Annotated in this window: 14 protein-coding genes and 1 riboswitch; all 14 genes read right to left on the bottom strand. The window is 36.7% G+C overall.

Annotated elements, in window-relative coordinates; all coding sequences use genetic code 11:
- Positions 1-139: 139 nt before the first annotated feature.
- Positions 140-1,021, bottom strand: a complete 882-nt coding sequence (locus AC1VAQ_RS05345) for a DMT family transporter (protein ID WP_302595863.1) — start codon at positions 1,019-1,021, stop codon at positions 140-142.
- A 66-nt stretch (positions 1,022-1,087) separates the two neighbouring features.
- Complete coding sequence (gene ppnP, locus AC1VAQ_RS05340) at positions 1,088-1,405, bottom strand: pyrimidine/purine nucleoside phosphorylase (protein WP_302595866.1); 318 nt, start codon at positions 1,403-1,405, stop codon at positions 1,088-1,090.
- Positions 1,406-1,716: 311 nt separating this feature from the next.
- The gene (gene cobS, locus AC1VAQ_RS05335) at positions 1,717-2,475 is read right to left on the bottom strand and encodes an adenosylcobinamide-GDP ribazoletransferase (RefSeq protein WP_302595867.1); all 759 of its coding nucleotides are present in this window, start codon (positions 2,473-2,475) and stop codon (positions 1,717-1,719) included.
- A gap of 6 nt (positions 2,476-2,481) precedes the next feature.
- Positions 2,482-3,069, bottom strand: a complete 588-nt coding sequence (cobU, locus tag AC1VAQ_RS05330; RefSeq protein WP_302595868.1) for a bifunctional adenosylcobinamide kinase/adenosylcobinamide-phosphate guanylyltransferase — start codon at positions 3,067-3,069, stop codon at positions 2,482-2,484.
- Between the two features lie 102 nt (positions 3,070-3,171).
- The gene (gene cobT, locus AC1VAQ_RS05325) at positions 3,172-4,212 is read right to left on the bottom strand and encodes a nicotinate-nucleotide--dimethylbenzimidazole phosphoribosyltransferase (protein WP_302595870.1); all 1,041 of its coding nucleotides are present in this window, start codon (positions 4,210-4,212) and stop codon (positions 3,172-3,174) included.
- A 127-nt stretch (positions 4,213-4,339) separates the two neighbouring features.
- Positions 4,340-5,152, bottom strand: coding sequence for an energy-coupling factor ABC transporter ATP-binding protein (locus AC1VAQ_RS05320; protein ID WP_302595872.1), 813 nt, complete (start codon positions 5,150-5,152; stop codon positions 4,340-4,342).
- A 42-nt stretch (positions 5,153-5,194) separates the two neighbouring features.
- A complete protein-coding gene (locus AC1VAQ_RS05315) occupies positions 5,195-5,458 on the bottom strand; it encodes a cysteine-rich small domain-containing protein (protein ID WP_302595874.1) in 264 nt (87 codons plus the stop codon).
- Position 5,459: 1 nt separating this feature from the next.
- On the bottom strand, positions 5,460-6,137 hold the full coding sequence (gene cbiQ, locus AC1VAQ_RS05310; RefSeq protein ID WP_302595876.1) for a cobalt ECF transporter T component CbiQ: 678 nt from the start codon (positions 6,135-6,137) through the stop codon (positions 5,460-5,462).
- 1 nt (position 6,138) lies between these two features.
- Positions 6,139-6,447: an energy-coupling factor ABC transporter substrate-binding protein gene (locus AC1VAQ_RS05305; protein ID WP_302595878.1), complete on the bottom strand. Its 309-nt coding sequence runs from the start codon at positions 6,445-6,447 to the stop codon at positions 6,139-6,141.
- Positions 6,437-7,162, bottom strand: coding sequence for an energy-coupling factor ABC transporter permease (locus tag AC1VAQ_RS05300; RefSeq protein WP_302595881.1), 726 nt, complete (start codon positions 7,160-7,162; stop codon positions 6,437-6,439). Before AC1VAQ_RS05300 ends, AC1VAQ_RS05305 begins: the two co-directional genes overlap by 11 nt.
- A 34-nt stretch (positions 7,163-7,196) precedes the next feature.
- Positions 7,197-7,411: riboswitch (cobalamin riboswitch) on the bottom strand.
- A gap of 78 nt (positions 7,412-7,489) precedes the next feature.
- Positions 7,490-8,791: a glutamate-1-semialdehyde 2,1-aminomutase gene (hemL, locus tag AC1VAQ_RS05295; RefSeq protein WP_302595883.1), complete on the bottom strand. Its 1,302-nt coding sequence runs from the start codon at positions 8,789-8,791 to the stop codon at positions 7,490-7,492.
- Between the two features lie 2 nt (positions 8,792-8,793).
- Positions 8,794-9,762 (bottom strand): porphobilinogen synthase, encoded by a 969-nt coding sequence (hemB, locus tag AC1VAQ_RS05290; RefSeq protein WP_302595884.1) that lies wholly within the window; start codon positions 9,760-9,762, stop codon positions 8,794-8,796.
- A gap of 20 nt (positions 9,763-9,782) precedes the next feature.
- Entirely contained in the window at positions 9,783-11,330 is a 1,548-nt protein-coding gene (gene cobA / locus AC1VAQ_RS05285; protein WP_479903568.1) for a uroporphyrinogen-III C-methyltransferase, read from the bottom strand.
- Positions 11,317-12,222, bottom strand: coding sequence for a hydroxymethylbilane synthase (gene hemC / locus AC1VAQ_RS05280; RefSeq protein WP_302595887.1), 906 nt, complete (start codon positions 12,220-12,222; stop codon positions 11,317-11,319). The genes cobA and hemC overlap by 14 nt, the downstream gene beginning before the upstream one ends.
- Between the last annotated feature and the right edge of the window lie 10 nt (positions 12,223-12,232).

Raw genomic sequence — 12,232 nt, 5'->3', positions numbered from 1 at the left:
TGTTTACCGTAGTTTTATTTTAAGACAGGAGGTTCACGAACTGTCTCTATGCAATTGTTCTCTTATTATACTAAGCTATTACTTTTTTTTCAAGTACTCACCTGATTACGTATGAAACTTTCGCTATTTTCCTGTACCTCTAGCCTATTTTAATATGCATATACTCTGCTAAAACAACGCTTAATAAAATAAGAAATGAACCTATCGTCATATTCACTGTTAAAACTTCACTTAACAGCATGACAGAAAAGAGTGTCCCAAATACAGATTCTAAAGAAAGTATAATCGCCGCTCTTGCTGCTGAAGTATACTTTTGCCCAATAGTTTGACAGAGAAATGCTACAAATGTACTAAACACACCTAAATATCCTACTGGTAAAAGCATCTCTATATTAAGCTGAGTGGGCGGCGCCTCTAAAAAGATGGCACATGTAAATCCTAAGATACAACATACAATCATCTGAATAACAGATAAGATACATACATCTATTTTCTTCGTATAATGACCTAATGCTGTAATCTGCCCTGCAAAGAATATAGCACCTACTACTGCTAATACTTCACCTATGCCCATACTAAATCCTGTATCCTTCGTCAGATTTAGAAAACCAAAACCGATAACTGCAATTATACTGGCAATAATATTATGTTTTTTAATATGCTCTTTAAAAACAAGTCGTGCTAAAAACGGTACAATAAGCACATTTAGAGCTGTTAAAAAGGCTAACTTACCTACACTTAAATACTTAGCAGCCAAGGTCTGTCCTGCAAAACCTAAAAATAAAAATGTGCCACTCCATATACCTGCCCATATATCATTTCTAGTAACTTTTTTTAACTTTTTTCCAAATACAATAAGCATTAATATACTTGCTATAAGAAAACGTAATGCAATCATATAGAACGGTCCTAGCGTATCTAGCGACTTTGCTACACCTATGAATCCTCCGCCCCATACTACTGCCGTAATGATTAATAATACATCGCCAACCCATGCTGGTACTTTTCTTGTTTTATTCATCGCCTCATCCTTGTTAGTCTTATTTTGTGTGAAACTCTACTCGCATGCCAAACTATGTTTCTCCTCTTATTCTTTTATGTAAGAACAACAGTAGTCACTTACCTCCTTTACCCGCAGTTCAAAGCTAGAGTGACCAGGTACTTCAAACTTGTCTCCTGTCTTGTAACTGACATAACTTTCGCTATCAGGAAGTTTGACTTCCATATAGCCTTCTACGATTTCCATTACTTCTTTATGCCCTGTTGTAAAAGTATATTCACCAGGAAGCATAATTCCTAATGTCTTTCTTTCACCATCTGGTAAAAACACAGTGCGACTCGTTACATTGCCATCAAAATATACATTTGCTTTTTTCATCAATGTTACATTTTCAAATTGCCTCATAACCTAGACCCCTTTATCGTTTTACTTTTTTTATATTGTACAATACGAATCCATTTTTTCTATACTTTTTACAAATATTGTATTATTTTTATTTAATTATAACCAACTTCTTCACTAAATTATTGTTATATTTTGCCTAGATTACTTTCTTTCACCTTTGTTACCACTTATATCATCAAATAAGCCTCTTAAAAATAGCATACGCTGCCATTCTTAAAAGGCTCATTTATTAGCTTATCTTGGCCATATTTTAAAAGAGAAACTAACTAAAATCTTGGAATATACATGTACAGTGACAAACTTATTTTGGTCTATAAAAAATACATGACAATACATATACCTAGTTCTGCCATTTCACAAATGCAGCCTAGTATGTCTCCTGTAATCCCATCTATTTTTTTATAAACACTTCTTTCAAAAAGCTTTAAAGCTAATGCTACCACACCTACTGCCAATGCCACCTTTAAAATTAACTGCCATGAAAAGGGATTGAAAATCAACACAACCCCTATAGTGAGCCCTGCTGCTAATCCTAATGCAATCCCCAGCGAAATGTTACTTACCTTGCCAATAAATATGTTTCCCATACCTTGTGTTCTTGGCGTCTTACCTTTATAGCAAGCTACAACTTGAAATGTTCTTGCAAGCACTGGCATAATAATGACAACCCATAACTTATCTTGTGCTAAGAGGCTTACTAAGAATCCTAACTTTAATAAAATCAAAAATAAAATGCTTAATAGCGCATTAGTTCCTAATCTTGAATCTTTCATAATTTCTAGAATACGGTCCTTATCTCTATAACTATAGAGCCCATCAAAGGTATCTCCTACCCCATCTAAATGTAACCCACCTGTTAATACCACGGTTCCTAATAAAATAAGTACTGCTACTATATAGTCCTCAAAAAATATACGACTCACAACGCCTATCAAATAATAACAAAGGCCTAAAATAAGTCCTACTAGAGGAAAGTACCTTGTACTCTTATGAAACTCCTCATCAAAACCTACATCTATCGGTATAGGTATACGGGTTAAAAATTGTATAATCCCTATAAATCTTTTCATTCTACTCTACCCTTCTACCTTATTGATTGCTTGCATATCCTTAATCTTCATCGGAATACCACTCACTACGAAATATACTTCGTCTGCCTGCTTAGCAATAAGCTGATTCATTCGTCCTATAATATCTGTATAAATACGCGTAAGCTTATTGGCAGCCACAGGACTCATACCTATTTCATTCGTTACAATTACAAAATATAAATTCGTCTTGCAGACCTCTTCAAGAAGTTTTTCAAACTCATTTTTAATATAAGCTTCTAATTTATTTGCCTCTTCTGGTGTTATGCAGTCATAATCAATATTTTCTTCAAACATTAAATTATTAACCATCAACGTAACACAGTCTAAAATAACTGTTTCATGTTTTGCTGCAATCTCTGAAATCTTTTCATATACCTTTTGATAAACTTCATAAGTTTTCCAGGTCCCCGGCCTCATTTCTCTATGCTTTTTCACACGGTCTTTCATTTCTTCATCAAACGGGATACTTGTAGCAATATAAGCTGTGCTATTATTTTGCATGCGGCATAACTCTTCTGCAAAACTGCTTTTACCTGATCTAGCACCACCTGTAACTAATATAATTTGACTCATATCTTACCTCTTTTCTTTTTTATTCTATTCCTACTTGGTCAAAAATCTAGCCAGAGTATCTCCAACTCATCATTTTGCCGCATTCCCTTATTCAAGTATCACTTAACAATTGCTCTCAGCACGTGTCGCCATGTTTTCATATACATAATGTGCAGCATCCATAATATTAAAAACAAGAATTCCACCTGAACCTTCTCCTAGTCGCATTTCTAAATTCAGCATCGGGGCAACACCTAAAAGCTCTGTCGCTTTTTTAGAACCTGGTTCTGCTGAATAATGAGATCCTATCATATATTCACGACTTAATGGGCATAAATGATAAGCTAATATTGCTGCCGCATACGAAATAAAGCCATCTAATACAACAGGTACTTTATATAAAGCCCCACCTAAAATAGCACCCGCCATAGCACCTATTTCAAAACCGCCTACCTTCGAAAGCACATCTAGTGCATCTTCTTTATTAGGTTTATTTAGTGCAATTGCCTTTCTTATGACATCTGCCTTATGTTTAACCCCCTCAGGACTTAAACCTGCACCTTTGCCTGTAACTTCACTAGGGTCACATTCTCCATACACAGAAATAATAGCGCTAGTAGGCGTTGTATTGGCAATACCCATTTCACCAATGCCAATGACCTTATAACCTTCTTTCACACATCTCTCTACAACCTCAATTCCGACTTCTAAAGAACGGATGGCTTCTTCTCGTGTCATTGCTGGCCCTTTAGCTAAGTTACTTGTGCCTTGTCTGATTTTATAATCTAAAACACCTGGTAGAGGCTCATCACATTTTACACCTACATCTACAGCTACAATATCTGCACCTATAAACTTAGCCAGTGTTCCTACACCGCAAATACCCTTTGCAAAATTTGGAATCTGTGCCTTAGTAATCCACTGTGGATCTACTGCCACGCCCTCTTCATACACACCATGGTCTCCAGCAAAACCTATTACGACTTTTCTAGAAATATCAAAGCTTGTTTCACCATAAATGCCCGCTAAAGTGCGACAAATATCTTCTAACCTTCCCATGCTTCCAAGTGGCTTACTTAAATTATCTAGCTTCTCTTGTGCTTTTTGCATTGCCTCTTCATCAAGAGGTGTAATATTATGTAAGGCTTCCTCTAATCTACTCATCTTATCCTCCACTTTAAATATCTTGCTAAATGCATAGTATACTTTTCTCTACAACGTCTACTATTTCTATTCTATCTATTCTTTCTATCTATTCTTTCTATCTATTCTTTCTATTGTATAAGTACCATTAGGCCTCTGAACGCTGCTTCTCATAATACTTATAAAGTTCTTTTTCTGTCCTAAATAACGGTAAGCCCATATACTTATGTACTTTCACTAACCATGGATTACTTAATCCTATCTCTTCCAATGTGTTATCTTTAGAAAAAACTTCTTCTATCTTTCCCTCACTAATGACTTTACCTTTTTCTAGAACATAAATATAATCACATATTTCATAAATAAGGTCCATATCATGGCTGGAAATAACTACTTTTGTTCCATCACTGGCAATCTCTTTTATAATCTGAACCATCTTGCGTACACTTCTAGGGTCAAGTCCTGCAGTAGGCTCATCCATTAATATCAGCTGCTGCTTCATTGCTAAAACTGACGCAATTGCTACTCTCTTCTTCTGACCATGACTTAAAAAATGTACACCGCGTTTTTGCCACTCTATACCGCCAACTCTTTCTAAGGCTTCTTCTATACGTTTCTTAATTTCAGTCTCATCAAGCTTCATATTGCGAAGTGCAAAGGCTATATCTTCATATACATTATCATAAAAAATTTGCTTATCAGGGTCTTGAAAAACCATCCCTACTTTTTTACGTAGTTCATATAAGCTCTTCTTATCATATCTAATTGGCATCCCTTCACAAAGAATCTCTCCCTTATCAGGTTTTAAAAGTCCTACAATACTCTGAAACAAAGTAGACTTTCCAGAGCCATTCACACCAATAACGCCAATAATCTTCCCCTTGTCAAAGTCCATATTCACATCTTCTAACGCCCTACATTCCTTATCATAAGCATAGGTCACGCGCCTAACTTCAATCACACCACTTCGCCTCCTTCCTTCTTAATGCCATCCTTCTAATTATCATTTTTTACTTTCTTTTGCCATCTCCATAATCAGCTTCATCTTTCCCATCACATGTTCATGTGCATTTAATCCATGTGTCTTCGTACACTTCATACAACTTTTAATACCCTTTGCTGTATATTCAAAGTCACCTCCACACTGATTTCCTAACGTATAAAGTGGGCAAAAGCAAAAAAGACAGTTAAATGTTTCAGTATTCTCCACCTTATGACAAGGAAAATATTCGCATTGTTTATTTTGTGTAAATTTATAGTGTTCCATTTTAATAAAAAGTCCCTTCATATAGCTTCATTTCAAGCGCCACGCAAAGTTCTTCATAACGCTGCATAATGCGTTTAAAAAGTTGACTAATCAGCATGCCAGTTGAATGATAAGATGTATATAAATCGGTATAACCAAATCTCATTTCTTGCGCTCTTTTCATTTCTTCCATCTCTTCTAAGAAAATAAAAATAAATCGGTACATTAAAATAAGCAGCTCAATAATCTCATGAGGCAAATGTAATTTTCTTAGTACTTGTATCAGCTGATTCATTCCCACGGTTAGTGTCATAAAATAAATGCAGCATATACTTGCAAAGCATCTTAAAAATAAATAGCACGCTGTACGTAGTGTCTCATGGGTTATACCAATAAATCCGCCAAATGCATGACATTTTATAACAAAGTTAGCGGCCTGCGTATTATACGTTATCAAAATCATCATGGTACTAAGCCCTAAGAAACTTACGGGAATCATGAGAAGCTTTAAATAAAACTTAAATTCAATACGTACGCCCACTAATATAAGGGCGTTCATTATAAAAATAATGAACGCTAATAAATAAACTGATTTAAAACTAATAGCTGCTATAAGAAGCCCCATGGCAAAACCACTTTTTACATAAGGGTTCTTATTAGCTAATGGGTTATTATAAGCAATATAATCAATCTTAATCATATTAATTTCCTTGAGTCATTGGCACAGCTGCTTTTCGTTTTTTACCTTGCTGATACCCTAGGTAATAACAAATAACTCCTGCTCCAAGTGCTGCTTGTAATGAAAAGAATAAACTTTCAATCTCCCCGCTAGCTGGTTCATAAAAAGGTTCAAACCATGGCTCATACTCTGGCGCAAGCTCTCCAATCACTTCTTCTGCCTGCCCATCTGAGCCGCCATACTCTGCATGTGGGTTAATAAATAATGGTCCAAAAATCAAAATAGCTGCTAATAAAATTAAAATAACATTTACTCTGGTATTATGCTTCATAATGTGTTACCCCCTCTTCTTCATGCTTATGTACTAAATTATAAACAACTGTTGTGAGTAATCCTTCACCAATGGCAATAGGAAGCTGAGTCATTAAAAAGACACCAAAGAATTTAATAACTGCACCCATTATCCCACTTGTACTATCTGGAAATGCTAAACCTAGCTCAATAGATGTAACTGCATATGTGGCTAAATCTCCAAGTGCTGCTGCTAAAAATACAGCAAATCCTACATTCATTTTAAGCTTACGACAAAGCTTATAAATACCGTAACTTACAAAAGGCCCAACTACTGCCATTGAAAAGGCATTAGCGCCAAGTGTCGTAAAGCCACCATGTGCTAAAAGTGCAGCTTGAAAAACAAGTGCAAGTAAACCTACTACAGACATAACTGATGGGCCAAACATAATTGCCCCAAGGCCTACACCTGTAGGATGTGAACAACTTCCTGTAACTGATGGAATCTTAAGTGCAGAAAGCACGAAGACAAAAGCGCCTACTAAAGCAATAAGTACTTTCTTTTGTGGACTTTCTTTAAAAATTTTTCTAAGGGATTTTAACCCTAATGCAAAGAATGGTAAATACACAATCGTCCAAATAATGGACCATTTCACAGGCAAAAAGCCTTCCATAATGTGCATTCCATAAGTGGTGACTGGAACCAGCCCCAAAAATAATAATGCGGTGACAACTGAATGATTTAATTTTTTCATTCTCTTATTCCTCCCTCTTTCCCTCCGAAAGTAGATTTTATATAAAAATAAGGCAGTTCTCCTGGCTCATGATTCATCTACTTAGCTTGCCTTCCCACAGACCTTCATCTTAGAGCTTCTTATAAACTTCTAAAATTTAATCTGCAGTGACTTTTTATGCGCTTCGTATCCTCAGTAACAGTAGCGGGGGCTGCAGCTCTTAACTTTCCCTATTAAGCCCATAAGGGCACCTTATTTTATATCATAATATATTTATACTGATTTATAATGTCCTATGCTAGCTAAATAGTCTATCACAGTCCATTATGCAGTAGCATTTAACATTCACTACGCCATATGTTCTTTCACAACTTTAAGTGCCTCAAAGCTTGCCTTAATTGTTGCTTCAATATCTTCATCTGTATGCGCATATGAGAGGAACATTCCCTCAAATTGTGCTGGTGGTAAAATAATGCCACGTTTCAACATTTCTTCAAAGTAAATTTTAAATAACTCTGTGTTGCAATGTTTAACATCATCGTAATTTTCAATAGGCCCTGGCCCAAAGAATAAGCATACTAATGACCCACTATGATTCACAGTAAAATTGAGGGACAGGTCTCTAATATTGGCTTCTAAGCCCTCTGCAAGGCGTGTTGCTTTAGCACTTAGTGTTGTATAAATTTCTGGGTGATCTCTTAAGATTTCTAGATTCTTTTTACCCATATACATAGCAAGTGGGTTACCTGATAATGTACCAGCTTGGTAAACTGGACCTAGTGGTGATACCATAGACATAATTTCATCTGTTCCACCATACGCACCTACTGGTAAACCTGCTCCAATGATTTTACCGAAGCATACCATATCTGGCTTAATACCGAAATATTCTACTGAACTACCGTAGGCAATTCTAAAGCCAGTGATAACCTCATCAAAGATTAAAACAGCACCATATTCGCTGCATAAGTCTCTAAGTGTTTGTAAGAATTCTTTCTTTCCTTCAATAACACCCATGTTACCTGCTACTGTTTCTACGATAACAGCTGCAATCTCCTTGCCTTGGCTTTCGAAGATTTCTCTCACAGCTTCGCAGTCATTGTATCTTGAAACTAATGTATCTTTTACAACATCAGCTGGTACACCAGGACTTGTAGGCACGCCAAATGTTAAAGCCCCTGAACCGGATTGAACAAGTAAGGCATCTGAGTGTCCATGATAACAACCTTCAAATTTAAGGATTTTATTACGACCTGTAAATCCTCTTGCCACACGAAGTGCACTCATAGTAGCTTCTGTACCTGAGTTAACCATTCTAACTTTATCAATGGCTGGATAAGCCTCTACAATAAGCTTTGCCATCTCTACTTCAATCTCTGTAGGGAAACCATAGCTTGTGCCTTTTCGAACCACTTCCTCAATGCCGCTTACAATAGCTTCTGGGCTATGCCCAAGCATAAGTGGCCCCCATGAACAAACATAGTCGATAAACTCATTGCCATCTACATCTGTTACACGGCTGCCATGGGCATGGTCAATAAATACAGGGTCTAAACCAACTGCTTTAAAAGCTCGAACGGGGCTATTTACCCCACCTGGAATATATTTAACTGCTTCTTCAAAAATAGCTTTTGATCTTTCATTTTTCATTTTTAGCACCCCTTTATCTTTTTAGCTAAATCTTTTGCAAAGTAAGTAATAATAATGCTTGCCCCTGCACGTTTAATAGACATGACACTTTCATAAATAGCATCTTCGCTTAACAGCCCATTTTTAACAGCTAACTTAAGCATTGAATACTCACCACTTACGTTATAAGCTGCAATTGGCATATTAAAGTTATCTTTAAAGCGTCTGATAATATCTAAATAAGAAAGGGCTGGTTTAACCATAATAATGTCTGCCCCTTCTTCACAATCTAAAGCCCCTTCACGTAAGGCTTCATCACTATTAGCTGGGTCCATTTGATATGTCTTGCGGTCACCAAAGCTTGGTGCTGAATGGGCTGCTTCTCTAAATGGTCCATAAAAACTAGATGAATACTTCGCACTATATGCCATAATAGATACATTTAAGTAACCTGCTTCATCAAGTCCTTTTCTAAGGGAAGAAATACGGCCATCCATCATGTCGGACGGTGCTACCATATCAGCTCCTGCTTCTGCATGACTTACAGCAATTTTAGTTAAATATTCTAATGTCTTATCATTATCCACATAACCAGATTCTGTTAAAATGCCGCAGTGACCATGACTTGTGTATTCACACATGCATACATCTGTAATAACGAACATTTCAGGGTCCCATTCTTTAATGGCACGTACAGCTTTCTGTACAATCCCCTCATGTGCAAAGCCTTCTGAGCCACATTCATCTTTATGATTTGGAATCCCAAATAAAATCACATAACGGATTCCTAAACTTTTTAGTTCCATAATTTCTTCTTTTAAACGGTCTATAGAAAAATGGTATACATCTGGCATAGATGAAATTTCTTCTTTGATATTTTCCCCTTCTACTACAAAAAGTGGATAAATAAAGTCTTCTACACAAAGCTTTGTTTCACGTACTAAGTTACGGATTGCCTGACTGCTTCTTAATCTTCTTGGTCTTTTAATCATTTTTAGACTTCCCTTCTTCTTTAATTCTCATCTGCTGCAATTGTCTCTAAAATACTTTCTATTCTTGCCTTAGGTGATTCTTTATACACCTTCATGCCTAATTCCTTCATCTTAGCCGAGGTAATCTCACCAATGGAAATAAGCCTTACCCCTTCAAGTTTATGAAGATTGTCTTCACCTAAAATCTCCATAAAATAAATTGCTGTAGACGCGCTTGTAAATGTAATATAATCTACTTCTTTATGGTCTAGCAGACTTATAAGCTCCTTGCGTCTTTCTTCCAAGCTGCTCACATTCTCATTTCCTACAAGAGAAGCTTTTGTCTCTATTACAGTTTCGTAAATTGGAAGTGATGTTACCTTGCAGATTTTCTCTAACGCTTCATGTAAGTAATCTCTTGCATTTATAGCTTGTGGTAGCAGTACTTTATCTTCCTTCTGAATCACCTTTGCCAGACTTTCATACAACGCTTCTGCTACTGCCTTTTCTGGCATGATATCTACTAAAATCCCTTTATCTTTAAGTGCCTTCTGTGTTACTGCACCTATAGCTGCCACTTTAATATTCCCAAGTGCTCGCGTATCTTTGCCCTCTTGTAATAAACGCTCAAAGAATATCTCTACTGCATTCTGACTTGTAAACACTAAGTAGTTATAAGTATCTATTTCTGCTATTGCTGCTTTTAAAGCTTCTTTTTCTTCATTTTCTTTGATATAAATCGTTGGGAACTCAATAACTCTACCGCCTTCATCTTGAATGCATGAAACGAGTGTACTGCTTTGTGTTCTAGCACGTGTCACCATAATGCTTTTTCCAAAAAGCGGCTTTTCCTCAAAGAAATTAAGCTTCTCTCTTAAATTGACAACTTCGCCTACTACAATAAGTGTTGGTGGTTTTACACCTTCTTTAAGTGCAGTTTCATAAATGTTTTCTAAGTTGCCTGTAACTACACTTTGATTGTAACGCGTTGCCCAACTAATTAGCGCAACTGGCGTCTTTTTATCTTTACCGTTTTCCATTAACTTAGAAGTAATCTTTTGCAGATTAGCTACACCCATTAAAAATACTAAAGTCCCTTGCAGTCTTCCTAAAGCTTCCCAATCCAGTTCACTATTTTCATCTTTTAAGTGACCTGTAATCACATGAAATGAAGAGGCACAATTTCTATGTGTAATTGGTATTCCCGCATAACATAAACCGCCAATAGCAGAAGTTATCCCTGGAATAACTTCAAAGGCAATCCCTCTATCATATAAGTACTCCCCTTCTTCACCGCCGCGGCCAAATACATAAGGGTCACCACCTTTGAGCCTTGCAACAATTTTACCTTCTGCTGCCTTTGTAGCTAACACTTCATTAATTTCATCTTGTGGCATTGTATGGTTGCTAGATGCCTTACCTACATCTATATATTCGCAGCCCGTTTTACCTTGTTTTAAATACTCACTATTAGCTAGACGGTCATAAACAATAACATCTGCTTTTTGTAAACATTCTAATGCCTTTAATGTTAATAATTTATAATCACCTGGCCCTGCACCAATGAGGTAAACCTTACCCTTTTTCATTTTCAAATGCCTCCTTTACCTCTTTTGCCAGTTTTCTTCCTAGCGCTTTAGCTTCTGTTCTTTTGCCACTTAAACTTCTTTTAATTAAAATATGGCCTTCCTCATCGCCATATAAGCCTGTTAAGGTAATGTTTTCACTTTCCACTTTACAATATGCCCCTACTGGAATATGGCAACTGCCTTCTAATGTATCTAAGAAGGTACGTTCTGCTTCTATTTGAAGCGCAGCAACTTCGTCGTAAATCGTCGCCATAAGTGCATCTACTTCTGGATTTTCCTTGCGCACTTCAATAGCAAGTACCCCCTGTGCTGGTGCTGGTAATACCTGTTCTGGTTCTAAGTAGCAGCTAATTTTCTCTTCAAGGCCGACACGTTTTAGCCCCGCTGCCGCTAGTACTACGCCATCTAAATTTTCTGTTTCAATCTTACGAATTCTAGTATCCACATTACCTCGAATCGGTACAATATTCAAATCCGGTCTTAAAGTTAAAAGCTGATACTTTCGACGTTTACTTCCTGTTCCAATAGTGGCCCCCTGTGGCAAGTCTTCTAAACTATGATATCCTTCTTTTAAAACTAAAGCATCACGTGGGTCTTCTCTAGGTGGTGTATAAGAAAACTTAAGCCCTTCAGGTAAGCTTGATGGCATATCCTTCATACTATGCACTGCAATATCAATGCTGCCATCTAAAAGTTTCATCTCTATTTCTTTAGTAAATAATCCTTTATCACCAATCTTATCAAGAGGAATATGTTGCACCATATCTCCCTTTGTCTTGATAATCTGTATCTCAAATTCTACACCTGGATTATGTGCTCTAAGCTGCTCCACAACCCAATTTGTCTGTGTCAGTGCCAATTTGCTTCCTCTTGTTCCAACTCTTACCTTCATCTCGCCTCAA

The sequence above is a fragment of the Cellulosilyticum sp. genome (assembly GCF_982396655.1).
Note: the sequence above shows the minus strand (reverse complement) of the source record. Positions and strands in the feature narration are given on the sequence as shown.

Coding starts and splice junctions, on each gene's coding strand:
- AC1VAQ_RS05300 (WP_302595881.1), bottom strand. CDS start 7,162: ATGAAAAAATTAAATCATTCAGTTGTCACCGCATTATTATTTTTGGGG.
- hemC (WP_302595887.1), bottom strand. CDS start 12,222: ATGAAGGTAAGAGTTGGAACAAGAGGAAGCAAATTGGCACTGACACAG.
- cobU (WP_302595868.1), bottom strand. CDS start 3,069: ATGAGTCAAATTATATTAGTTACAGGTGGTGCTAGATCAGGTAAAAGC.
- hemL (WP_302595883.1), bottom strand. CDS start 8,791: ATGAAAAATGAAAGATCAAAAGCTATTTTTGAAGAAGCAGTTAAATAT.
- AC1VAQ_RS05345 (WP_302595863.1), bottom strand. CDS start 1,021: ATGAATAAAACAAGAAAAGTACCAGCATGGGTTGGCGATGTATTATTA.
- cobS (WP_302595867.1), bottom strand. CDS start 2,475: ATGAAAAGATTTATAGGGATTATACAATTTTTAACCCGTATACCTATA.
- ppnP (WP_302595866.1), bottom strand. CDS start 1,405: ATGAGGCAATTTGAAAATGTAACATTGATGAAAAAAGCAAATGTATAT.
- cobA (WP_479903568.1), bottom strand. CDS start 11,330: ATGAAAAAGGGTAAGGTTTACCTCATTGGTGCAGGGCCAGGTGATTAT.
- AC1VAQ_RS05315 (WP_302595874.1), bottom strand. CDS start 5,458: ATGGAACACTATAAATTTACACAAAATAAACAATGCGAATATTTTCCT.
- cobT (WP_302595870.1), bottom strand. CDS start 4,212: ATGAGTAGATTAGAGGAAGCCTTACATAATATTACACCTCTTGATGAA.
- AC1VAQ_RS05305 (WP_302595878.1), bottom strand. CDS start 6,447: ATGAAGCATAATACCAGAGTAAATGTTATTTTAATTTTATTAGCAGCT.
- hemB (WP_302595884.1), bottom strand. CDS start 9,762: ATGATTAAAAGACCAAGAAGATTAAGAAGCAGTCAGGCAATCCGTAAC.
- cbiQ (WP_302595876.1), bottom strand. CDS start 6,137: ATGATTAAGATTGATTATATTGCTTATAATAACCCATTAGCTAATAAG.